Source organism: Erythrobacter aurantius (assembly GCF_023823125.1).
In the GTDB taxonomy this organism is placed as follows: Bacteria; Pseudomonadota; Alphaproteobacteria; order Sphingomonadales; family Sphingomonadaceae; genus Erythrobacter; species Erythrobacter aurantius.
In genome coordinates this window covers 3,220,940-3,242,201 of record NZ_CP090949.1, presented here as the reverse complement: position 1 = coordinate 3,242,201, position 21,262 = coordinate 3,220,940, and the positions used below count along the sequence as shown (strand labels likewise).

General features: G+C 63.4%; 21 protein-coding genes. 10 read left to right on the top strand and 11 right to left on the bottom strand.

Annotated features, from left to right (window positions below; genetic code table 11):
* The 3 genes from L1K66_RS15475 to pal all read left to right on the top strand — a co-directional run bounded on the left by L1K66_RS15475 (nucleotide 1) and on the right by pal (nucleotide 2,829).
* Nucleotides 1-825, top strand: coding sequence for an energy transducer TonB (locus L1K66_RS15475; RefSeq protein WP_252258677.1), 825 nt, complete (start codon nucleotides 1-3; stop codon nucleotides 823-825).
* Complete coding sequence (gene tolB, locus L1K66_RS15470) at nucleotides 822-2,234, top strand: Tol-Pal system beta propeller repeat protein TolB (RefSeq protein WP_034955330.1); 1,413 nt, start codon at nucleotides 822-824, stop codon at nucleotides 2,232-2,234. The genes L1K66_RS15475 and tolB overlap by 4 nt, the downstream gene beginning before the upstream one ends.
* A gap of 64 nt (nucleotides 2,235-2,298) precedes the next feature.
* Nucleotides 2,299-2,829: a peptidoglycan-associated lipoprotein Pal gene (gene pal, locus L1K66_RS15465; protein ID WP_252258675.1), complete on the top strand. Its 531-nt coding sequence runs from the start codon at nucleotides 2,299-2,301 to the stop codon at nucleotides 2,827-2,829.
* 52 nt (nucleotides 2,830-2,881) lie between these two features.
* On the opposite strand, the gene L1K66_RS15460 is transcribed toward pal, so the two are convergent.
* On the bottom strand, nucleotides 2,882-3,031 hold the full coding sequence (locus tag L1K66_RS15460) for a hypothetical protein (protein ID WP_252258674.1): 150 nt from the start codon (nucleotides 3,029-3,031) through the stop codon (nucleotides 2,882-2,884).
* Between the two features lie 174 nt (nucleotides 3,032-3,205).
* Here L1K66_RS15460 and L1K66_RS15455 point away from each other — a divergent pair, with 174 nt between their 5' ends.
* Both L1K66_RS15455 and L1K66_RS15450 read left to right on the top strand, forming a co-directional pair.
* Nucleotides 3,206-3,739 carry a J domain-containing protein gene (locus tag L1K66_RS15455; protein ID WP_034955327.1) on the top strand — a complete coding sequence of 178 codons (534 nt, stop codon included), beginning with the start codon at nucleotides 3,206-3,208 and terminating at the stop codon, nucleotides 3,737-3,739.
* Nucleotides 3,727-4,272 (top strand): NADPH-dependent FMN reductase, encoded by a 546-nt coding sequence (locus L1K66_RS15450; RefSeq protein WP_252258673.1) that lies wholly within the window; start codon nucleotides 3,727-3,729, stop codon nucleotides 4,270-4,272. The genes L1K66_RS15455 and L1K66_RS15450 overlap by 13 nt, the downstream gene beginning before the upstream one ends.
* On the opposite strand, the gene L1K66_RS15445 is transcribed toward L1K66_RS15450, so the two are convergent.
* Nucleotides 4,262-5,101, bottom strand: a complete 840-nt coding sequence (locus L1K66_RS15445) for an SDR family NAD(P)-dependent oxidoreductase (RefSeq protein ID WP_252258672.1) — start codon at nucleotides 5,099-5,101, stop codon at nucleotides 4,262-4,264. The genes L1K66_RS15450 and L1K66_RS15445 overlap by 11 nt on opposite strands.
* Nucleotides 5,102-5,151: 50 nt before the next feature.
* Nucleotides 5,152-6,471: a cystathionine gamma-synthase family protein gene (locus L1K66_RS15440; RefSeq protein WP_252260530.1), complete on the bottom strand. Its 1,320-nt coding sequence runs from the start codon at nucleotides 6,469-6,471 to the stop codon at nucleotides 5,152-5,154.
* A gap of 112 nt (nucleotides 6,472-6,583) precedes the next feature.
* Between L1K66_RS15440 and L1K66_RS15435 the strand changes: the two genes are divergently transcribed.
* The 4 genes from L1K66_RS15435 (at nucleotide 6,584) to arsB (ending at nucleotide 11,353) form a co-directional block, all read left to right on the top strand.
* Nucleotides 6,584-9,379 carry a DEAD/DEAH box helicase family protein gene (locus tag L1K66_RS15435; RefSeq protein ID WP_252258670.1) on the top strand — a complete coding sequence of 932 codons (2,796 nt, stop codon included), beginning with the start codon at nucleotides 6,584-6,586 and terminating at the stop codon, nucleotides 9,377-9,379.
* Nucleotides 9,380-9,465: 86 nt separating this feature from the next.
* Nucleotides 9,466-9,801: an ArsR/SmtB family transcription factor gene (locus tag L1K66_RS15430; RefSeq protein WP_051700200.1), complete on the top strand. Its 336-nt coding sequence runs from the start codon at nucleotides 9,466-9,468 to the stop codon at nucleotides 9,799-9,801.
* Nucleotides 9,795-10,283, top strand: a complete 489-nt coding sequence (locus tag L1K66_RS15425) for an arsenate reductase ArsC (protein WP_252258669.1) — start codon at nucleotides 9,795-9,797, stop codon at nucleotides 10,281-10,283. Before L1K66_RS15430 ends, L1K66_RS15425 begins: the two co-directional genes overlap by 7 nt.
* Nucleotides 10,280-11,353, top strand: coding sequence for an ACR3 family arsenite efflux transporter (gene arsB / locus L1K66_RS15420; protein WP_252258668.1), 1,074 nt, complete (start codon nucleotides 10,280-10,282; stop codon nucleotides 11,351-11,353). Before L1K66_RS15425 ends, arsB begins: the two co-directional genes overlap by 4 nt.
* Before the next feature lie 6 nt (nucleotides 11,354-11,359).
* Here arsB and L1K66_RS15415 read toward each other — a convergent pair whose 3' ends face one another.
* The 6 genes from L1K66_RS15415 to pdeM all read right to left on the bottom strand — a co-directional run bounded on the left by L1K66_RS15415 (nucleotide 11,360) and on the right by pdeM (nucleotide 18,299).
* Nucleotides 11,360-12,817, bottom strand: coding sequence for an SLC13 family permease (locus tag L1K66_RS15415; protein ID WP_252260529.1), 1,458 nt, complete (start codon nucleotides 12,815-12,817; stop codon nucleotides 11,360-11,362).
* 70 nt (nucleotides 12,818-12,887) lie between these two features.
* Nucleotides 12,888-14,081 carry a DUF547 domain-containing protein gene (locus L1K66_RS15410; protein ID WP_252258667.1) on the bottom strand — a complete coding sequence of 398 codons (1,194 nt, stop codon included), beginning with the start codon at nucleotides 14,079-14,081 and terminating at the stop codon, nucleotides 12,888-12,890.
* Nucleotides 14,082-14,192: 111 nt separating this feature from the next.
* Entirely contained in the window at nucleotides 14,193-15,323 is a 1,131-nt protein-coding gene (locus tag L1K66_RS15405; RefSeq protein WP_252258666.1) for a DUF547 domain-containing protein, read from the bottom strand.
* A 147-nt stretch (nucleotides 15,324-15,470) separates the two neighbouring features.
* Nucleotides 15,471-16,607, bottom strand: coding sequence for a DUF547 domain-containing protein (locus L1K66_RS15400; RefSeq protein ID WP_252258665.1), 1,137 nt, complete (start codon nucleotides 16,605-16,607; stop codon nucleotides 15,471-15,473).
* Between the two features lie 343 nt (nucleotides 16,608-16,950).
* Nucleotides 16,951-17,469 (bottom strand): translation initiation factor IF-3, encoded by a 519-nt coding sequence (gene infC / locus L1K66_RS15395; RefSeq protein ID WP_034955316.1) that lies wholly within the window; start codon nucleotides 17,467-17,469, stop codon nucleotides 16,951-16,953.
* Nucleotides 17,470-17,573: 104 nt separating this feature from the next.
* Nucleotides 17,574-18,299 (bottom strand): ligase-associated DNA damage response endonuclease PdeM, encoded by a 726-nt coding sequence (gene pdeM, locus L1K66_RS15390; protein ID WP_252260528.1) that lies wholly within the window; start codon nucleotides 18,297-18,299, stop codon nucleotides 17,574-17,576.
* 104 nt (nucleotides 18,300-18,403) lie between these two features.
* Here pdeM and hemF point away from each other — a divergent pair, with 104 nt between their 5' ends.
* On the top strand, nucleotides 18,404-19,261 hold the full coding sequence (hemF, locus tag L1K66_RS15385; RefSeq protein WP_252258664.1) for an oxygen-dependent coproporphyrinogen oxidase: 858 nt from the start codon (nucleotides 18,404-18,406) through the stop codon (nucleotides 19,259-19,261).
* A gap of 6 nt (nucleotides 19,262-19,267) precedes the next feature.
* On the opposite strand, the gene L1K66_RS15380 is transcribed toward hemF, so the two are convergent.
* Both L1K66_RS15380 and L1K66_RS15375 read right to left on the bottom strand, forming a co-directional pair.
* Nucleotides 19,268-20,182, bottom strand: coding sequence for a glycoside hydrolase family 16 protein (locus L1K66_RS15380; RefSeq protein WP_252258663.1), 915 nt, complete (start codon nucleotides 20,180-20,182; stop codon nucleotides 19,268-19,270).
* 122 nt (nucleotides 20,183-20,304) lie between these two features.
* Entirely contained in the window at nucleotides 20,305-21,201 is an 897-nt protein-coding gene (locus L1K66_RS15375; RefSeq protein WP_252258662.1) for a glycoside hydrolase family 16 protein, read from the bottom strand.
* Between the last annotated feature and the right edge of the window lie 61 nt (nucleotides 21,202-21,262).

Genomic DNA, 21,262 nt, shown 5'->3' with positions numbered 1-21,262 from the left:
ATGGGAGAAGCCGCCTTTCATCCAGAGGATCGCATCGGCCTTGCCGGGGCTGTGGTGCTGCATGCGCTTGTGGTCGCGGCGCTGGCGCTGCAATTCGCCTTTGCGACGCCGCGCATCCTGACGCCTGAACGGATGACGGTGAGCCTCGCGACCGAGGTGAGCCTCGAATCGACCGCGCCTGATCCTGTGGCCGAAAGCCGGGCGGCGATTGCGCCGACGCTGGCAGAGGAGCCCGCGCCGCCGGTGGAGGAAGCGCCGCCCGTGCGCCAGCCCGAGGCACGCACCCCGCCGCCCCCGCCCCCTACGCGCACGCAGCCCCGCACACAGCAACGCACCACCCCGCCGCCGCCTGATACGCGCACCCGCCGCCGCCCGGAGGAAGCGCGCTCGACCCCGCCGCCGCGCAATTCCGCACCTGCAGGCGGCAGCCGGATCGGCAACAATTTCCTCGAAGGGCAGGGCGCATCGACCAACACCGACGAAACCCGCGTTCCCGCCAGCCAGATCGGCGCAAGCGCGCGCGCTTCGTTGCAGCAGGCGATCAACCGGCAATTGCAGCCGCACTGGTCCGCGCCGATCGGCGTGGATGCGGAACAGCTGGTTTCCGTGGTATCATGGCAGATGAATGAGGACGGATCGCTCAAGGGATCGCCGACTTGCCGCACGATCCCGGACAGCATCACCGCGTCCAACCGGCCGCAAGCGCCCTTGCATTGCGAGCGCGCCGTTCGCGCCGTGCGGCAGGCAGCGCCGTTCGATCTGCCCGATGAGTATTACGAGGCGTGGAAGAATATCACCGCCTGGAGATTTGATAGAAGGCTATGATGAGAAAACACTTTATCGCTGTAACCGCGCTTCTCCTTGCCGCGCCGCTCTCTGCGCAGAGCACCGATCTGGGTGATCCCGTGGGCGAGGGCGGAGAGGTCGAAACCGCCTTTGGCGCGGCCACAGCGCAGGAAGATGCGGGCGGGCTGACCGGCTCCACCACCGACACCAGCGATTGGCAGGATCTGGGCATTGCCATCCCCGCCTTTGCCACCGATCGCGATGCGCCCACGCCTGCGAACGCCAATGGCACCGCCGCGCTGGGGCGCGAGATCGCGCGGGTGATCACCGCCAATCTTCAGAACAACGGCCTGTTCAAGCCGACCGGGCCGGACAGCCTGCCGACACCCGGTTTCCCGCAAGTCACCGCGCCAAGCTGGGGCAGCTGGACCGGGCGCGGCGCGGAAATGCTCGTCCACGGATATGTCCGCGCCCGCAGTGATGATCGGCTGGTGGTGGGATGCTATCTTTACGATGTCGCGCTGCAGGACGAATTGATCCGCGAAGGCTGGGTCGTGCGCCCGGCAGACTGGCGGCGCGCGGCGCACAAATGTTCGGACCTGATCTACGCTCGTCTGACCGGCGAAGACCCGTTCTTTGACAGCCGCATCGCCTATATCGCCGAAACCGGCCCGAAGGATCGCCGGGTCAAGCGGCTGGCGGTGATGGACAGCGACGGGGCGAACCACCGCTTCTTGACGCTGGGCAGCGCCACCGCGCTCACCCCGCGTTATTCGCCCGATTATTCGAAGATCCTCTACCTCTCCTATGTCGACGGCAATCCGCGCATCTATGTCTATGACATCGGCAGCGGCAGCCAGACTTTGGTGACGGAAAACCAGAACCCGACGCTCGCCCCGCGCTGGTCGCCCGATGGCCGCTACATCCTCTATTCGATGGCGGTGGCGGGCAACACCGACATTTACCGTGTGCCGGTGACGGGCGGGGCAAGCGTGCGGCTGACCGATACGCCGGGGATCGACATCGGCGGGTCATACTCCCCCGACGGCAGCAAGATCGTGTTCGAAAGCGACCGTTCGGGCACGCAGCAATGCTATGTCATGGATGCTGACGGATCGAACCAGCGCCGCATCACCTTCTTCGGCGGGCGCTGCGCCACGCCGGAATGGAGCCCGCGCGGGGACCAGATCGCCTTCACCCGCATTGCCGGGGACTTCAACGTCGCGGTGATGACGCCTTCGGGCGGTTCGATGCGTGTGCTGACCAACGGCTGGCAGGACGAAGCCCCGACCTGGGCGCCCAACGGCCGCATCATCCAGTTTTTCCGGACCGAGCGGAATTCCGGGCGGTCCGGCCTGTGGCAAGTCGACCTGACCGGTCGCAACGAGAGGAGACTGCCGACGCCGGTGGACGCGTCAGACCCCGCCTGGGGCCCTATCCGCCCCTGATTTTCGTGCTAGGTTTCAACCGCCGGAGCGAATCTCGCCCGGCATAATTCGGAGAGTACCAACCATGACTTTCTCCCCGTCGAAAATGGCGGCAGCCGCCATCCTCACCTCCGCGCTTGCGCTGGGTGCGTGTTCGAAAAAGGCGCCAGAGGAGCTTCCCCCCGCTCCGGTGACGACGCCCGCACCGACCCCGACGCCCACGACCAACACCACCCCTATGGGGCCGACAGTCGGCACGCAGGCGCATTTCGAACAGGCCGTGGGATCATCCACCACGATCTATTTCGACACAGATCGGTTTAACATCGACAGCACCGATGCAGCCGCGCTGCAAGCGCAGGCGCAGTATTTCGCGCGCTTCCCGCAGCTGACCTTCACCATCGAAGGCCATGCCGACGAACGCGGCACGCGCGAATACAACCTTGCGCTGGGTGAACGGCGCGCCAATTCGGCGAAAAACTATCTCGTCAGCCTTGGCGTGTCGCCGGATCGCATCCGCACCGTCAGCTATGGCAAGGAGCGGCCGGTTGCGCTGGCTTCGAACGAAACCGCATGGGCGCAAAACCGTCGTGCGGCGAGCGTGATCATCAACTGATTGCGAATGCTTTCGCGCCCGGTTCCGTCAAACGGGATCGGGCGCGAAACCTTCAGGCGTCGACCGAATAGGCCGTTTCGACCTGCACCAGCGACGCATCGGCCCCGCGCGCGTCAACCATTTCGCCAGCGCGGGCGAACAGCACCAGCATCACCAGCGCGAAGGCTGAAAACAGGCTGGAAATGGTCAATTGCTGGCTCATGACGGTCCTTGGCGGGCTTTCTAAGTGGTTGTCGCAGTAAGTGTACTGCAATGCAACATTTCAGATCGCAACTGGTTCCCATACCTCTGCGACACCTTCCCATTCCTTGCCACTGCCCCTAGATTGACCGCGTGATTGATCCGACCAACGACATTTCCCGCACCGGCCTGCGCCATGCCTAAGGCGACCCGATCGAACGATTGGGGGTTTCCCCGCTGGCGCGGCTACGGTTCCTCGCGCGAGGCGACCAATGTGCGCATCTGCGACCGTCACGGCTGTGACGAGCCGGGCGATTGCCCCGCGCCCAAGGCGCCCAACAGCCCCGACCGCTGGTATTTCTGCCAACGCCACGCCGCCGAATACAATTCCAAGTGGGATTATTTCGAAGGGCTGGACAAGGCCGAGAAGGAAGAACGCGCCCGCGCCGAACGGCAGCAATCCGAAGGCTATGCCGAAGCATCGCATTACGGCTGGGCGGGTTCGGGCGACGGATCGCGCAGCGCCGATGAAATGCGCGCGCTCGAACTGCTCGAACTCGAAGCGGACGCCGATTTCACCGCGATAAAGAAAGCCTACCGCGCCAAGGCCAAGGAAGTGCACCCGGATGTGAAACCCGGCGATGCCGAAGCCGCAGCCGAATTCCAGAAACTGCAACTCGCCTATGAAGTGCTGCGCATGGCCGAAGAGCGGCGCGAGTGGAAAGGTTGAACCTGATGCGCATACTCGCCTTTTCCGCCAGCAATTCCTCCACCTCGATCAATCGCCGCTTGGTCGAATACGCCGCCTCGCTGGCAGATGGTGCCGAGGTCGAAACGCTCGACATCCACGATTACGAAATGCCGCTCTACCGCGCCGATCGCGAGGAAGCCGACGGCATCCCGCAACTGGCGCATGATTTCCTTGCACGGGTCGGTGCGGTCGATGCGATCATCATCTCCTTTGCCGAACACAACGGCATCTACACCGCCGCGTTCAAGAACCTGTTCGACTGGTGCAGCCGTGTCGGGCGCGAGGTGTGGCAGGGCAAAAGGATGCTGCTGCTCGCCACTTCACCCGGCGGACGCGGAGGGAAGGGCGTGCTCGAATTTGCCGCGGGCGCCATGCCGCGTTTCGGCGGCGCAGTGGTGGGGCATATGTCCGTCCCCAGCTTCGGCGAGAATTTCGACAGCGAAGCGGGCCGTCTGACCAATGCCGAACTGGACGCCGAACTGCGGGCGCTGGTGGGCAGGCTTACCGCTTAGGCCCGGCGAACCCCTTGCCACCGGGGGTTGCGTCGATTTCCGGATTCGGATTGTCGTTCCACCACGCGACATCGGTCCACGGGCGGATGTCGACTTCGTGTGTCCAGCAATTGCGCGGTTGCTGCGCGAGGTGCCAGTAGGTTTCGGCAATCGCTGCAGGATCGGATACGCCTTCCGGCCCCTTGGCCGATTTGAACGCGTCGAATTTGTCGCCCAGCAGCTTGCCCAGAGTATCGGGCGCATCGACCGCGCCATCCACCACGATATGCGCCACATGGATGCCCTGCGGTCCGAATTCGGCATTGAGGGTCTGGCACAGCATCCGCCGTCCACCCATGGCCGCCGCGTGGCTGTGCTGCCCGGCATTGCCGCGCACCGCCGATGTCGCCGAAGTGACCAGCAGCGTGCCGTGCCGCCCGGTCTTGGCGCGCTCCACCATCGCCGGGAACATCGCATGGGCCAGACGGAACACGCCGTAGCAGCCCAGCCGCCAGCCCAGTTCGAACGTCTTGTGCGGGGTATCGTGCAGCTTGCGGTTCCCGATCTGCGCGCCGAGATTGTAGAGCGCGCATTCGATCGGGCCGATGTCGCGCTCGACCCGTTCGACCAGTTCCTCGATCGCGCCGTCTTCCGTCGCATTGAGCAGTATGCCGGACGCGCTGCCGCCTTCGCTTTCGATCGTGTCGATCAGCCGGGCAAGGCTTGCCTCGTCCGATCGCCGCGCCAGCACCGCGTGATAGCCGCCACGGGCAAAGCGGATCGCGGTGCTGCCGCCGATCCCGGCGCCTGCACCAATCACCAGAAAAACGGGTTTGCGGCTGTCGGTCATGGTTTTCTCCCTCGCTGCGGCTTGTGACCTAGCAGGCGAGGGAAGAAAACTCATACATGTTCCAGCGCCTGCGCGAAATCGGCGATCAGATCGTCCGGGTCTTCGATCCCCACGCTGATCCGCACCAGACTGTCGGTGATGCCCAGCGCGGCCTTGCGTTCGTCAGGCACCGACAGGTGCGTCATCGAAGCCGGGTGGCTCGCCAGCGTTTCCGTCCCGCCGAGGCTGACGGCAAGCTTCGCGATCTGGAGATTGTCGAGGAAGCGGAAACATTCCGCCTCGCCGCCCTGCAGGAACACGCTGAAGGTCGATCCGGCGCCAAGGCAGTGGCGATCATAGATGTCCTGCTGCCGCGCATCCTGAATGTCGCCGAGATAGCCGAGGCCCGTCACCTTGGGATGAGCTTTGAGGAAAGCGCAGACCTTGGCCGCGTTCTCGCCCGCGCGTTGCATCCGCAGTTCGACCGTTTCGAGGCTGCGCAACAGCATCCACGCGGTGTTGGGATCGACGATGCCGCCCATGGTGTTGCGCAGGGCACGGACCGGGTCCATCCACTTCTTTGCACCGGCAATGCTGCCCGCGACCAGATCGGAATGGCCGCCGACATATTTCGTCAGCGAATAGGCGACGATATCCGCGCCGTGTTCCAGCGGGCGCTGCCACAGCGGGCCGAGGAATGTGTTGTCGATAGCAATGGGGCAAGGTTTACCGAGGTTCGCGTCGCGCGCTTCCTTCACCGCCTCCACATCGACCAGCGCATTGGTGGGGTTGCCGGGGCTTTCGAGGTAGATCATCGCCACCTTGCCACCGTTTTCGCCTGCCTGTTTCTTGGCGCGTTTCAGCACCTCGTCCAGTTCCTCGCGGGTCGCGCCTGCGGGGAAATCGACATAGGTGACGCCGAATTTCGACAGCACCTTGGCAACGAAGCCTTCGGACGCGGCGTAAAGCGGGCCGGAGTGCACGATCACGTCGCCCTGGCTGACATAGGCCATCATCAGGATGCAGATCGCGGTCATGCCGCTGCTGAAGGTCAGCGCGTCTTCGGCCCCGTCCCAGATGGCGAGACGATCTTCGAGGATCTCCTGATTCGGCCCGTTGAAGCGGGAATAGACGAGGCCTTCCGCCCCGCCTTCGCGTTTGCCGGTGATCCCTTCGAAATGGCGCTTGCCCGCCGCCGCGCTTTCGAATGCGAAGGTGGAGGTAAGGAAGATTGGCGCTTTCAGCGATCCTTCGGACAGCGCCGGATCATACCCGTGGCCCATCATCAGCGTCGACGGCTTGAGCGGGCGGCCACCGATTTCGGTGCGCTCCGGCTTTGGCTTGCGGCGCGGGGTGGGGGTGTCGGTTGCGTCTACAGGGATGTCCGTCATGACGGCATGTCCTTCCATGATTGGCGCTCCCAGGAAGGCAGGAGCCGATTGGAAGCCCGAAAGGGCACCCGCTTCTAACCTCCGCAGAAGCGCCTCTCCCCTCGGCCATGCAATGCTGATCGACTATCGCGAAGTGGTTTCGTTTGCAACCGGATTGGCGCGCATGGTGGTGGATCATATGTGCCATTCGCGCAGCTTGCGCTTTGTCCCTGCGGCAAACGGCCCTAGTCAGGCGAGGATGTTTGAGCGGATGCAATTCTCAGGGATCTGGCGTGATTATCAGGCGCATGTCCTTGAAGAGATGGAAAACCATCTGGGCGATCAGCGCCTGCATGTCGTCGCCGCGCCGGGCGCGGGCAAGACGGTGCTGGGGCTTGAGATTGTCAGCCGCCTCGGCCGACCTGCGCTGGTGTTCGCGCCCAGCCTCGCGATCCGCGACCAGTGGGCGCAGCGGCTTGTCCTGCTGTTCCTGCCCGAAATGCCGGGCGAGGACGAGATTTCGCGCAGCATTGCCGATCCTGCGATGATGACGCTCGCCACCTATCAATCGCTCGACAGCTTTCGCCGGGCGGACGAACTGACGCAGATCATCGCGGCGTTGAACGGACGCGGGCCGGTGACGTTGGTGCTCGATGAAGCGCACCATTTGCGCAAGGCATGGTGGGACTGCCTCGACCGGCTGGCGAACGAGCTTGAGGACGTGCGCATTGTCGCGCTGACGGCAACCCCGCCGTATGATGCGAGCCTTGCCGAATGGAACCGTTACGAACGGCTGTGCGGCCCGATCGATCTGGAAATCGGCATCCCCGAACTGGTGCGCAACGGCGATCTGTGCCCGCATCAGGATCACGTCATCCTGTCCGAACCGACCGAGGAGGCGCTGGCGCTGCTGGACCGTCGCCGCAGGGCGATTGCGAAACTGCAGGAGGACTTGCGCGCCGATACGGAACTGCTCGACTGGTTGGCAGCGCATCCGTGGCTGGTCGCGCCGCAGGATCATATCGAGCCGATCCTCGACGCGCCCGAGATGCTGTCGGCGGCGCTGGTGCTGATCGGTTCGACCGGGCGCGAATTGCCGCGCGGGCCGCTCGATCTGCTGGGCGTACGCCCGCGCGACCTTCCGCTGCCATCGCTGTTCTGGCTTGAACGGCTGCTCGACGGGCTGGTGTTCCGGCACAAGGCGGTGTTCGACATTGGCGCGGAGCGACGCGAGGCCTTGCAGAACCGGCTGCACCGCCACGGCCTGATCGAAGGCGAAAGGGTGCGGCTGCGCCATACGCGCTCGGTCTTCCGCCTGCTCGCCTCCAGCCTCGGCAAGATCGACAGCATCCGCGCCATTGCCGCAGCGGAACAGGCCGCGCTGGGCGAAGCCTTGCGCATGGTGGTGCTGTCCGATCACATTCGCGCAGGCGAATTGCCGCGCCGCGCCAGCGACCCGTTCAAACCGGCGAAGCTGGGCGTGGTGACGATTTTCGAAAGCCTGCGCCGCGCCGGAGTGGCCGCTGATCACCTCGCGATGCTGACGGGCAGTCTGGTGATCGTGCCGCGATCGGCGATGCAGGGGATTGAGCCGGTTCTGACCGAACTCGGCCTGCCCCGCGCCGCCTTTCGCGAAGAGAAGATGGCCGCCTGTCCCGATCATCTGAAGCTGTCGTTGGCGGCAGGCGGCAGCGGTGCCGATCTCACCCGGCTGGTGACGGCGCTGTTCATGCGCGGGGCGATCCGCATTCTGGTGGGGACGCAATCGCTGCTGGGGCAGGGATGGGACGCGCCCGCGCTCAACAGCCTGATCCTTGCCAGCAACACCGCATCCTTCGTGCTGTCCAACCAGATGCGCGGGCGGGCGATCCGGATCGATCCGCAGGCTCCTGAAAAGGTCGCCAACATCTGGCATCTGGCCAGCATCGATATCGAAGGCGGCGGTTTTGCCGAGGCGCTGGCGACCTCGCTCGATTGGGGCGGTTTGGGGGATGCAGGTGACGCGGGGATCACCGATATCGGGCTGGTCGCGCGCCGCTTTCGCGCGTTCGAAGGTATCGCCAATGGCGATTGCGACCTGATCGAAAGCGGGCTGGGGCGGCTGGCGCTCGATCCCGGTCTGACGCTCGATGATCAGAACAGGGTGACAATGGCGCGCGCGCAGGACAGGCCGGCCATCGCGGCCAAGTGGCGGCAATCGCTGGGGCAGGGGCAGCAGCGTTCGCAAGTGCGCGAAGCCGCCGCGCCAACCTATGCCCCGCGTGCGCTCAGCCTGCGCGACACGCTCGGTTCGCTGGTGTGGACCGCCGGGGCAAGCGCCGGGCTGGCCGGAGCGAGCGAACTGCGCGCCGTCGCCTCGCTCGAAGGGGTCGCCGTGCTGGGCATGGCGATTGCCGGTGCGGCCACCGTCGCCAGCCTGCCCGGCCTGTTCAAGGCGGCGCGGCTGGCGTGGCGCAACGGATCATTGGAAGGGAGCCTGCATCAGGTAGCGCTGATGGTGCTGGTGAGCCTCGCCGCCACCGGCAAGATCAGCCATGACGAGGCAGCGCAGGCGGATATCGAGGTGCGCGCCGGGATGGATGGGCGCCGCGACATCATCGTCACCGGGGTTTCGCGTGCGACCGAGCGGCTGCTGATGGAGGCGATCTCCGAAATCCTCGGCCCGGTGCAGAACCCGCGCTATTTGCTGGTGCGCCATTCGTGGCTCGGCCATTTGGGACGGGTCGATTATCATGCGGTTCCTTCGGCCATCGGCGGGCGGAAGGAGGCTGCGGAAATCTTCGCGCGGGTCTGGCGCAAACGCGTGGGCGCGTCGGAACTGGTCTTCACCCGCAGCCGCGAAGGGCGGCAGACCCTGCTCAAGGCGCGGATGCAATCCTTCGCCGCCGGGTTCCAGCGCTCGGTCGATCGGCGTTCGGCCTGGCTTTGAGAATGTCGGCAGATTGAGGTTTTTGGTGGATTGACTGGCCACGTCATTTCGATATTTCGACAGATATCGAAATGAAGGAATCAGCCTTGCAATCCGAACCCGTCATCCGTGCGCTTTCGGCGCTGGCGCAGGAACATCGCCTTGCCGCCTATCGGCTGCTGGTGCAGGCCGGTGAGCAGGGCCTTGCTGCCGGGGCTCTCGCGGAAAGTCTGGGCGTTGCCCCATCCTCAATGAGCTTTCATCTCGCCCAGCTTGCCAATGCCGGGCTTGTCTCCCAGCGCCGCGAAAGCCGTTCGATCATCTATTGCGCCGACTACGCCGCAATGAATGCGCTGATGGGATACCTCACCGAAAATTGCTGCGGGGGCGAGGATTGCTCCTCTCCAGCGGATACACTGATCAAAGGCAAAGCAGCATGTTGAACGTCCTGTTTCTTTGCACGGGCAATTCTGCCCGTTCAATTCTTGGTGAAGCGATACTGGCCCATGACGGAGCAGGCCGCTTCGCCGCTTTCAGCGCCGGGAGCCAGCCGGCAGGCAAGGTCAATCCCTTCGCGCTCAAGACACTCGCGGCGCGCGGCTACTCTTATGACGGCTTCACTTCGAAAAGCTGGAATGCCTTTGCCCAAGGGCCGGAATTCGATCTGATCTTCACCGTTTGCGATAGCGCGGCAGCAGAAAGCTGCCCGGTTTGGCCCGGCCAGCCGATTTCGGCGCATTGGGGAATTCCAGATCCGGCCGCCGTCGAGGGAAGTGATGCGGAGAAAGAGGCCGCCTTTGCGCTCGCATTCGAACGGATGAAGCGTCGGATCGATCGAATGCTGGCCTTGCCTGTCGAAAGCCTTGCCGCCGATGCCTTGCGCGCTGAACTCAAAGCCATCGGAACACTGGACGATATCCAATGAATACGACTTATACCCATTCCGAACCCGCAGCCGTCGGGCTTGGCCTGTTCGAAAAATGGCTGAGCGTTTGGGTTGCCGCCGCGATCCTTGGCGGAGTGTTGCTCGGCAATGCCGTGCCGCAAGCCTTCGCCGCGCTGGCAGCGCTGGAATATGCGTCGGTCAACCTCGTCGTCGCGGTGCTGATCTGGGCGATGATCTTTCCGATGATGGTCTCGGTCGATTTCGCAGCCGTGCGGCGGGCGGGTGACAAGCCCAAGGGGCTGATCATCACGCTGGTGGTCAACTGGCTGATCAAGCCCTTCACCATGGCCGCGCTGGGCGTTCTGTTTTTCGAAGTGGTGTTCGCAGACCTGATCGAACCTGCCGATGCGCAGCAATATATCGCGGGACTCATCCTGCTGGGCGCGGCTCCGTGCACCGCGATGGTGTTCGTCTGGTCGCAGCTGACCAAGGGCGATCCGGCCTATACGCTGGTGCAGGTGGCGGCGAACGATCTGATCATGATCGTCGCATTCGCGCCTATCGTCGCGGTGCTGCTGGGCGTGACGGACATTGCCGTGCCGTGGAACACGCTGCTGCTTTCGGTGGCGCTCTATGTCGTGGTGCCCTTGCTCGCCGGGGCTTTCGTGCGCCAGCGGCTGCTAAAGAGCCACGGCGGGGACGAAAGCGCGGTGTCCGATTTTACCGGGCGGATAAAGCCGCTGTCGGTGATCGGCCTTCTGGCGACAGTGTTGCTGCTGTTCGGATTTCAGGCGGAAACGATTGTGTCGCGTCCGCTGCTGGTCGCGCTGATCGCGGTGCCGATCATTGTGCAAAGCTACGGCATTTTCTTCATCGCCTATGGCTGGGCCAAGGCATGGCGCGTGCCGCATGCGGTGGCGGCGCCTTGTGCGCTGATCGGCACTTCGAACTTCTTCGAACTGGCGGTTGCCGTTGCCATCGGGCTGTTCGGCTTGGGCAGCGGAGCCGCGCTGGCGACGGTTGTCGGCGTGCTGGTGGAAGTGCCCGTCATGTTGTCGCTGGTGGCCATCGCCAACCGCACCCGCGCCGGTTTCCCGTCTGGCAGCTGAGCCGCGTCAGCCGATCAGCGCCGCCACAAGCCAGACCGAACCGACCATCAGCACCACGCCTGCGAGATCAAGCAGGAAGCCCGCGCGCACCAGCCTGCCGATGGTCAGCCGCCCTGTGGCCCAGGCAATCGCGTTCGGCCCGGTTCCGGCAGGCAGGATAAAGCCCCAGCTGGCAGCGAGCGCGGCGGGCATGGCGATCAGGATCGCGTCCTCTCCCATGCCCAGCGCCGCGGCGAGGCTGGCGACAATCGGGATGATCGCGCTGGCGGTGGCGACATTGCTGGCGAATTCGGTAACGGCGACGATCATAGCGACAATCGCCAGCGCCATCAGCAGCAGCGGAACCGTCTCCAGCGGCAGCAGCGCCTCTCCCAGCCATTCCGCAAGGCCGCTCGCTTGCATTCCCGCGGCCAGCGCCAACCCTCCGCCGAACATCATGATGACGCCCCACGGCGCGCGGTCGGCTTCCTTCCACACCAGCAAAGGGCGGCCCGTGCCGTCGGGCAGGACGAACAGCGCGAGCGCGGCGACGATGGCGATGGTGCCATCGGTCCAGCTTCCGGCGGGCAGCAGATCGGCGACCCAGCGCTGGGTCATCCACGCGACAAAGGCGAGCGCGATGATCGGCACCAGCCGCTTTTCGGCGCTGGACCATGGCGCGTGATCGTCGATGCTGCGCCGCGCGGCGGCCACGTCGAACGGGTGCGCGGCGACATTCTGGACTTTGGCGATGATCAGCGCCGCCAGCGGCACGCCGATCAACACCACCGGCAGACCGTAGGCCATCCATGTCGCAAAGCTGATTTGCAGCCCGATCATGTCGTCCAGCAATTGCACCGCGATCCCGTTGGTCGGCGATCCGACGATGGTGCCCAGCCCGCCGATGCTGGCGGCAAAGGCAATCCCCATCGGCAGCGCGCCGTTGAGGCCGTATGTTGGGGGTTCGCCATCGGTATCTGCCGATAGCTTAGGCCCGGCCACCCGTGCCCCGGCGCCCGCAGACAATACCGCCAACGCCATCGGCATCATTATCAGCGTGGTCGAGGTGTTGGAAATCAGCATCGAAAGGATCGCGGCGGACAGCATGAAGGCCAGCAGCAGCCGTGCCTGCCCTCCGTCCGAACCGATCGCTTTCAGAATCGCAAGGCTCAGCCGCCGGTGCAGCCCGGTGCGCTCTATCGCCAGCGCGATAAAGGCTCCGCCCAGCAGCAGGAACAGGATCGGGGCGTAATAGGAACCGGCGGTGTCGCGCGCGCTCATCACTCCGCCCAGTGGCAGGATCACAAAGGGCAGCAGCGCGGTGGCAGTCAGTGGCACCGCCTCCGTCATCCACCATGCCGCCATCCAGATGACCAGCCCGGCGACCAGCCATGCCGAAGCGTCCATCCCCTCGGGCGGAGCCGTCAAAGCGGTAAGCGCGAAGACCGCGGGGCCAAGTGCCAAGCCGATCTGGCGAACATTGATCAATGAAAAGGCCCCCGAAGCGTTATGTCCAGGGGCCTATCAGGCTTTACCTTGGGCACGCAACCGGGTGTCATTCGACTTCGCGCGCAGCCTCGCCTTCGGAATACTCGCCATCGCCATAGATCACCATGCCCGTGCGGATGCCTGCGCGGCGGGCGCGGTCGAGCTTTTCGCGGCGTTCGCGCACCAGCCTTGCGATGGCCGGATTGACCCTGATCGAAGGGCCGCCCGACTGGTTGAGGCTGGCTGCCGCGCCAGCACAGCTTTCGTATTTGCAATCGGTCTGTGTCAGGAAATTGTGCTGCGGTTCGACCTCACCGCGCTGCAGATCGGCGATGTCGCGCTCCAGCGGCTTGTATGCGACAGCCTGTGTTCTCGTCACCAGATCGCGCACGTCCTCCCGCGCGAATTGCACCAGATGGGTGCGCAGCGCATCGCCGTTTGCGAAATAGAACGGCGCGGCCTCTTCGTATACGGGGCTGAGCCGCAGCCTGTTGCCCCAGCTTTCCACCCCGCGCAGCGAGTTGACGAATTCCTCGCCCGACAGCGCCAGCAGCGCATCGACATTGTCGCCGGTGTAGGCGAGCCGCTGGATCGACGGTCCGCCGATCACGCCGTGCCAGAAACCGTAGATCACCTTGGGATCGCGCCAGTTAGGATAGACGATCCGGGTGCGGATATCGCGCGGCGACAGCTCCACCCCGGCAATCGTCACCAGCTTGGCTTCGTCCAGCGCGGCGCGGTTTGATCCGAATTGCCGCTCGTGCGGTTCGGCCAGCGGATATTCCTTCGCCAGCGCCTCGATCACCGCGACATTGTGCAGGTTTAGCCAGAAGGCGAGCTGTTCGTTACGCGGCAGACGGGTGATGTCCATCTCGCTGCCGACCCGTTCCAGGTCCGCGCGATATTCGCCAAGCGCGCTGATGATCTGCGGTGTCATGTAGGAAAAGGCGACACGGTTTCCTTCGAGCCGGTAGCGCGAGTCATGACCATAGACGCGGCGCGATCCGGTGTTGACCGCAATCGGTGTAGGTTGCTGGCGCAGGGATGGGCCCATCGGCACCACAAACCATCCCAGCGCCTCGTCCCAATGGGCATAATCGATCCGGTGTTCGCGGCCGTCCGCCGCCGGGGCAAACCGGGCGAAAGGCGAGGCTTCTGCCGCACCGGCCTGAGTGGCGAAATCGATTGAAGAAGGTTCAGCCGCCAGCGGCGAGGCAAGGGCTGTGGCTGCCAGCAAGGCGGCAATCAGGCGAGGCTTCATGGCATTTCTCCCCATGCGGCATGTCCGACCAGAATAGGTCACCCGTCCATGGGACACAGTATCACGGTTTCAGAAATTCTCAATGAAAAGCGTGCCTTGCCAGCGTCAGGGTTACTCGACCGCGTTCTTGTTGGGCGGATCGCCGGGCAGGTCGATGTTGGAGAAGATCACCCTGCCGGTAGGAATGTCGCGCCGTTCCATCGTGTCGAGTTTCTGCTGGCGTTCGCTCAGCAATTGGGCTGCGCCCGGAGTCAGCCCCGGACGGCTGCTGGCGAGATAGTTCGCCCCGCGTGCCCCGCCTGACAGATCGGCAATGTCCCATTCGCGGATCGAGGCGCGGGTCAGCTGCGTCTGTTCAAGAATTTCGGCGACATCTTCATTGGCATAGGATGCGATATGCGCGCGCACGTCCGCCGCGAAATCGGGGAAGTAGAAGCGCGCGGCATCCTGATACAGGGTCGACACCTCCAGCATGTCACCATTCTTCTGCGTGCCGCGCAGCGAATTGACGAAGTCCTCCGCCGCCAGATCGAGCAATGATCCGACATTCGATCCGGTGAAGGCCTCGCGCTCCAGCGCCGGACCACCGATCTCCCCGCGCCAGAAGCCGTAGATAACCTTGGGGTTGCGCCAATTGGCGAAGACGATCTTCTCGCGGATATCCTTAAGGCTCATGCTGACGCCGCGAATGTCGAAGATTGGGGCCTCTTCGAAATGCACCCCGTCGACCATGATCTCGCGCGGCTGGCGCACCGGATATTCGCGGGCGATGAATTCCAGCATGGTGACGTTGTGGAGGTTGAACCAGAACGCCAGCTGTTCGTTGCGCGGCAGGTTGGAGATATCGAGCGAGTTGGCGATTTCCACCAATTCGCGCCGGTATTCCGCTAAGCTGTCGGTCACTTCGGTGTTGAAGAAGGAAAAGCCCACCATCGACCCTTCGAGCCGGTAGCGCGAATTGTGTCCCTGGCGCAGCCTTGTTCCGAGTGGAGCGTTGGATGAGAACGGTCGGCTGCGGGTCGATGGTCCCATCGAAACCACGAGGTTCTTGAGCGCGAAATCATAGACATCGTAATCGATCCGGTGGCGGATCGGGTCAGTCGTGGGGGTGAAGATGGCAAACGGGTTGCCCGCAGCTTCGGCGGTGTCTGCCTGCGCCTGCTGCTGTTGCTGTGCCAGCGCATTGCTTGCGGGAAGCAGAGCCAAAGCTGCCACCATCAGACATGCCGAATTGAAACGCATCGCAGGCTCCCTGCCTTCCCATTGCGCGCGGCAATATGCGCGAAACCGACAATCGCTTCAACACACTGTCCCGCGTATTGGACCCAAGAAAAAGGCCGCCCGGCTGATTGCGCCGGGCGGCCTTTTGTGTGTCGACAAGCGGGGGACTTACTCGACTTCGTCCTTGTCCTCGGGATCGCCGGGCAGCGAGATGTTGCTGAAGGTGACGGTTCCGGTGCGGCCTTCGCGAATGATGCGCTGGAACTTCTCTTCGCGCTGTTGCAGCAGCTGGGTCATGCTTTGCGGAATGCGGAAGCTGACCTGCGTGCCGTCGGCGCTCTGGATGTTCTGATAGGTCGGTTCGCGCACGCCACCGGCCAGATCGGCGATGTCGTATTCGCTTACCGAGGTCTCGATCCGGTCCGTGCCGGTGAGCAATGCCTTGGTTTCCTCATCGGCATACTCGGTGAGGTGTGCGCGCAGGTCGGCTTCGAAATTCGGGAAGTAATACGGCGCCACATCGCGGAACAGCTCTGACACTTCCAGCGTCGATCCCTGCTTTTGCGTGCCGCGCAGCGAATTCACGAAATCGCGTGCGCCGCGATCGAGCAGGCGGGCGACGTTATCGGCGTTGAAGGCTTCGCGCTGGATCGACGGGCCGCCGATCTCGCCGCGCCAGAAGCCATAGATCACCTTGGGGTTGCGCCAATTGGCGAAGACGATCTTCTCGCGGATGTCGCGCGGGCTCAGAGCGATGCCTTCGACCGTGATGAAGCGCGCTTCGTCCAGCGGCACGCCGTCGATCTTGATCTCGCGCGGCTGGCGCACGGGCCAGGCGTTGGCGATCTGTTCGATCATCGCGACATTGTGCAGGTTGATCCAGTAGGCGAGCTGTTCGTTGCGCGACAGCGACTGGATATCGACCAGATCGGCGGTGCGCTCCAGATCCTGACGATACTCGGTGAAGCTGGAGATGATGTCCGCGTCGAGGAAGCTGAACATGATCCGCGAGCCTTCGAGGCGATAACGCGAAACGTGGCCGTACTGGCGGCGGGTGCCGAAGCTCGACGGAGGGGCACCGGCGGTTTCGCGCAAGGACGGGCCCATCGAGATGACGAGGTTCTTCATCGCTTCGTCCCAGATCGAATAGTCGATCGTGTGATCGATCGGCGCGTTCGTCGGGGTGAAGGTTTCGAAACGGGGATCGGGCGCATTGCCCTGTGCGAATGCGGGGACGGTGCCAAGAGCGAGCGCCGAGGCGGCAATCGTGCTGGCAGCCAGTGCGCGGGGGGTAAGGCGGATCATTGCAAACGGTCCTTCCTGTTCGAGCGGCCCTTCTGCGATCGGGCCATTGCGGGGGGCGAGGGGAACGCCCCGCGCTGGATGAGGGTCAGTTGTGAGGCGGGGTCGGTCCAAGCGGGGATTTGCCCGACTGGAGGCGGGCGATGGCCGACCCCTTTGCCTCACACATCATTGTATAGATCACAATGGCTTGCGTTTGTTCCCGCCAATCGGACGAGTTTTGCGTTTTGTAGAAACGCCCATGTCGTTCGTCGGGGACGAATGGTGTTTCGGGCAAGAAAAAAGCGGGCGCCATGTTGCAGGCACCCGCTTTTCCAATTCCGGTTTCCGGCCCGTTACTTGCCAGTTACTTGGGTGCGAGCACCATCAGCATCTGGCGGCCTTCGAGCCGGGGGAAGGCTTCGACCTTGGCGATTTCCTCGACATCTTCCTGAACCCGCTTGAGCAGGTCCATGCCGAGATGCTGGTGCGCCATTTCGCGCCCGCGGAACCGCAGCGTGACCTTCACCTTGTCACCGTGCTGGATGAACTTGTTCACGTTCTTCATCTTCACGTCGTAATCATGCGTGTCGATGTTGGGACGCATTTTGACTTCCTTGATGTCCTGCGTCTTTTGCGTCTTGCGCGCGGCATTGGCCTTTTTCTGGGCTTCGTACCGGTATTTGCCGACATCGAGGAACTTGCACACCGGTGGGTCCGCGTTGGGGCTGACCTCAACCAGGTTCAGGCCCTTTTCATTGGCCTGCTCGACTGCTTCGCGGGTGTACATTACGCCGAGGTTCTCGCCTTCGTCGTCGATGACGCGGACTTTGGGAACCTGGATAAACTGATCGTAGCGAGGGCCGCTTTTTACGGGCGGGGCCATCGAACGCCGAGGTGGACGGGCTATGTGTGTTCTCCTGTAGTAGCCTGAGTCTTGATGCGCGCTACTTAGGGTTTTCGCGCGAGAAAAGCCAGATGAGTCTTGCCCTATGCCGCGCGATAAAGCGGAAATTGCACCAGTCTGCCCTTCGCGCTCAGCACCGCGTCGATGCGGTCTGCCGGGCTGAGGGCGCGCAGGATCTCCGGCGCGGCGGCGTCCATCCCGCCGGTGTAGGCGCCGAAAGCCGGCATGATCATGCGATCCGCACGGGCGGCACGGGCGCTGCGGCTGACCACGCCGCAAGCGCGGGCGATATGGCGGCCACGCACCTGCACCCGCATCTTGGGATGGTAATGCCCAGACAATTCGGGCCGCGTCTCACCTGCTTGCGCTTCGTGGCGCAGGATGATGCTGTTCACTTCAAGCTCCGGCACGATGGTTGCGCCGAAAGCGCGGCCCATCTCTTCGTCATGGTTGCCCGTGATCCACACCCAGTCGAGCGAACGCGTCAAAGCTTCGAGCATTCCGGCGGCATAGGGATCGAGCCGCGATGTACCCGCGCCATCGTGGAAATTGTCACCCAGCGTGATCACCCGCCGCGCATCGCATGCCTTCACCGCATCGGCGACCCGTTCCAGCGTTTCGCGGCTGTCATAGGGCGGCAGCATCTGGCCGTGCTTTGCATACCAGCTGCCCTTTTCCAGATGCAGGTCCGCCACCAGCAGCGCACGTTCACGCGGCCAGTAGAGCGCGTTGCTGCCCAGCAGCACCAGCTCTTCGCCCGCGAAGTCCAGCGGGGCGCCAGAATCAGATGGGAACGAAACGGGAACCATGCTTTGCATCTGCAGTCTTGAGCAGGGTTTGGCAAGTGTCAAAGCGGGTGGACAGTCTGTCTGTCATGGGGCAATGCTGCGGGATTGACGGGATGGGAGTTTTCATGAGCGACTGGGCAGCACACACGGGCCGCGCGAAGGAATGGTTCGAAAGTCTGCGCGATCAGATCTGCGCCGCATTCGAAGCGATCGAGCGCGAGGCGGGATCGGACGCAAGCTTCCAGTACACCCCGTGGAATCGCGAGGAAGAAGGCAATGACGATCCCGGCGGCGGGGTGCAGGGCCTGATGAAAGGCAAGGTGTTCGAGAAAGTCGGCGTCAACGTCTCGACCGTGCGCGGCAGCTTTTCCGAACAGTTCGCCAGCCAGATCAACGGGGCCAGCCCCGAACATCCCGAATTCACCGCCACCGGCATCAGCCTGGTCGCGCATATGCACAATCCGCATGTGCCTGCCGTGCATATGAACACCCGTTTCCTGACGACGCAGGCGGCGTGGTTCGGCGGGGGAGCGGACCTTAATCCGCCAATCCCTTATGAAGCGGATACGGAGGAATTCCACGCTTCGATGCGGGCGGCGTGCATGGCCCACAATCCGACCTATTACGAACGGTACAAGAAATGGGCGGACGACTATTTCTACATCCCCCACCGCGAAGTGCATCGCGGGGTTGGCGGGATTTTCTACGATCACCTCGAATGCAGCGATGACGCCGGTTTCGAGCGCAACTTCGCTTTCACGCAGGACGTGGGCAAGGCCTTTCTCGACATCTACCCCAAGCTGGTGAGGAAGCGCATGGACAGCGATTTCAACGATGCCGATGTCGCGCAACAGCTCGAATACCGGGGGCGGTATGCCGAATTCAATCTGGTCTATGACCGGGGCACGATCTTCGGCCTGAAGACCGGCGGCAATGTCGACGCAATCCTGATGAGCCTGCCGCCTAGAGCTACCTGGAACTGAGGCGCGTCAGCCAAGCGGCGTGACGCGCACCCAGTCCACCATCATCTCGATCTCGCCCGCCTGAATGCGGTCAACCGTCGATTGCGGAAGGCCGCGATAAGGCGCGGCCACCGTGTTGACGGAAAACGGGTAGTCACCGCCCAGCGCGAAGTTGAGGATGATGTGCTTGGGCGTATCGAATGCCCACGGCCCTGACCTTGCGACATCGCTGCGGGTCTGGCTGAAAAAGGCGGTGCCATCGACGGAGAAGGTGATCGCATCGGCGGTCCATTCGACCGAATAGACATGCCAGTCGGAAACGCTGATCCCGGCAGGGAAGAAATACCGCTGCGACAGGCTGCCACCGGCAGAATAGCCGGGGCCGTGGAGCGCCGCGCTGGTCCAATCGGGCGCGCCGACATATTCCATTATGTCGATTTCGCCGGTCGCGGGCCATGTGTCATTGCCCAACAGCCAGAACGCGGGCCAGACGCCCGTGTCTTCGGACATTCGTATGCGGGCTTCGGCGCGACCATAGGTGAAGTCGTACTTGCCCCGCGTGTCGATCCGTCCGGACGAGAAATCGGCGTTGCGGTCGCTGCGCGCGTCCTGTCCCGGAGTGAAGATCGGTTTCAGCACCAGAACACCGCCATCGGCGCCGCTCACGCCTTGGCGGATGGCGATCGTTTCGGGTGAATCGATATAGGCCTGCAGCTCGTTGTTGACCCAGAAATCAGGGCCTTCGGGGGTCCACAATGTCCTGTCCAGCGCCGCTGCGTTGAATTCATCGGCAAATGCGACGGTCGAGGGCGTCGGGGTCGGGGAAGGAGTGGGCGAGGGTGTCGGACTGGGCGCGCCTAGCGTCGCCGAAGGCGGCGAACCGCCTCCTCCCCCGCATCCCGCCAGAATGGCGGCAAGCATCAACATCGGCAGTCGTTTCACCGGCATCTCCCATCGCCAGTTTTCTTGTGAACGTTCACAACGCGAATACCACAACTGGCCCGGCGAATAAATCCTTTCAGTGCATGGATTTGCTGCCCCCCCAACCGGGGCCGCGTCGCACTCTAGTCGAGCGGTTCGTAGACCCGCACCCAATCGACATACATCGCCACATCGCCCGCCTTGATCATGTCGACGGTCGATTGCGGCATGCCGTTATAGGGCTGTTCGATCATGTTGGTCTTGTAAGGGTAGGCGCCGCCCAGCGCGAAGTTCAGGATCAGGAACTTGGGCGTGTCAAAGCGCCATTCGCCGTACCGTTCGATCATCGGGCGGGTCGCGCGATAGGTCAGGCGGCCGTCGACCTCGAACAGGATCGAGTCTTTGGTCCATTCGATCGCATAGACGTGCCAGTCGGTCGCATCGGTGCCTTCGTCGAAGAAGAACTTGTTTACGATCGGCGTTTCCCCCGAATAGCCGGGGCCGTGCAGGGCCACGCCGGTCCAGTCCTTTTCACCGACATATTCCATGATGTCGATTTCGCCGGTGTCGGGCCAGCGCCCGTTGCCCAGCATCCAGAACGCGGGCCAGACCCCTTCGGCATCGGGCATCCTGATCCGCGCTTCGACCCGGCCGTGGATGAAATCGGCCTTGCCGCGAGTGTTGATGCGGCCCGAGATGAAGTCGGCATTGCGGTCTTCACGCGTGTCGATGCCGGGGCGATACACCGGTCGCAGCACCAGCGCGCCGCCGTCCGCGCCTTCGACATCGTCGGAGAACTGGATCGTGTCGGGACTGTCGACATAGGCCTGCTGTTCGTTGTTGACCCAGAATTCCATGCCCACGACGTTCCACTTTTCACGGTCAAGCTCACCGGCGTCGAATTCCTCGGCAAACACCAGCTTGCGTGCCTCTGCCGTGGCGGTGATCGCGTGATTGTCTGCGCTCGCGCCTGCGGCGGCGACTAATGCGACGGCGGCGATGGTCGAAAAGCGGGCAATGCCGTTCATTTTGTTCCTCATTTTGGCTGGATTGCCCCTACGATAGCAGGCTGACCGGACAGCGCCATAGCCGCAGTCGCAA

Excerpts from the sequence above, each read along its gene's own strand:
- L1K66_RS15475 (WP_252258677.1), top strand. The coding sequence starts at position 1 with ATGGGAGAAGCCGCCTTTCATCCAGAGGATCGCATCGGCCTTGCCGGG.
- tolB (WP_034955330.1), top strand. The coding sequence starts at position 822 with ATGATGAGAAAACACTTTATCGCTGTAACCGCGCTTCTCCTTGCCGCG.
- pal (WP_252258675.1), top strand. The coding sequence starts at position 2,299 with ATGACTTTCTCCCCGTCGAAAATGGCGGCAGCCGCCATCCTCACCTCC.
- L1K66_RS15460 (WP_252258674.1), bottom strand. The coding sequence starts at position 3,031 with ATGAGCCAGCAATTGACCATTTCCAGCCTGTTTTCAGCCTTCGCGCTG.
- L1K66_RS15455 (WP_034955327.1), top strand. The coding sequence starts at position 3,206 with ATGCCTAAGGCGACCCGATCGAACGATTGGGGGTTTCCCCGCTGGCGC.
- L1K66_RS15445 (WP_252258672.1), bottom strand. The coding sequence starts at position 5,101 with ATGACCGACAGCCGCAAACCCGTTTTTCTGGTGATTGGTGCAGGCGCC.
- L1K66_RS15440 (WP_252260530.1), bottom strand. The coding sequence starts at position 6,471 with ATGACGGACATCCCTGTAGACGCAACCGACACCCCCACCCCGCGCCGC.
- L1K66_RS15435 (WP_252258670.1), top strand. The coding sequence starts at position 6,584 with ATGCTGATCGACTATCGCGAAGTGGTTTCGTTTGCAACCGGATTGGCG.
- L1K66_RS15425 (WP_252258669.1), top strand. The coding sequence starts at position 9,795 with ATGTTGAACGTCCTGTTTCTTTGCACGGGCAATTCTGCCCGTTCAATT.
- arsB (WP_252258668.1), top strand. The coding sequence starts at position 10,280 with ATGAATACGACTTATACCCATTCCGAACCCGCAGCCGTCGGGCTTGGC.
- L1K66_RS15410 (WP_252258667.1), bottom strand. The coding sequence starts at position 14,081 with ATGAAGCCTCGCCTGATTGCCGCCTTGCTGGCAGCCACAGCCCTTGCC.
- L1K66_RS15405 (WP_252258666.1), bottom strand. The coding sequence starts at position 15,323 with ATGCGTTTCAATTCGGCATGTCTGATGGTGGCAGCTTTGGCTCTGCTT.
- L1K66_RS15400 (WP_252258665.1), bottom strand. The coding sequence starts at position 16,607 with ATGATCCGCCTTACCCCCCGCGCACTGGCTGCCAGCACGATTGCCGCC.
- infC (WP_034955316.1), bottom strand. The coding sequence starts at position 17,469 with ATGGCCCCGCCCGTAAAAAGCGGCCCTCGCTACGATCAGTTTATCCAG.
- pdeM (WP_252260528.1), bottom strand. The coding sequence starts at position 18,299 with ATGGTTCCCGTTTCGTTCCCATCTGATTCTGGCGCCCCGCTGGACTTC.
- hemF (WP_252258664.1), top strand. The coding sequence starts at position 18,404 with ATGAGCGACTGGGCAGCACACACGGGCCGCGCGAAGGAATGGTTCGAA.
- L1K66_RS15375 (WP_252258662.1), bottom strand. The coding sequence starts at position 21,201 with ATGAGGAACAAAATGAACGGCATTGCCCGCTTTTCGACCATCGCCGCC.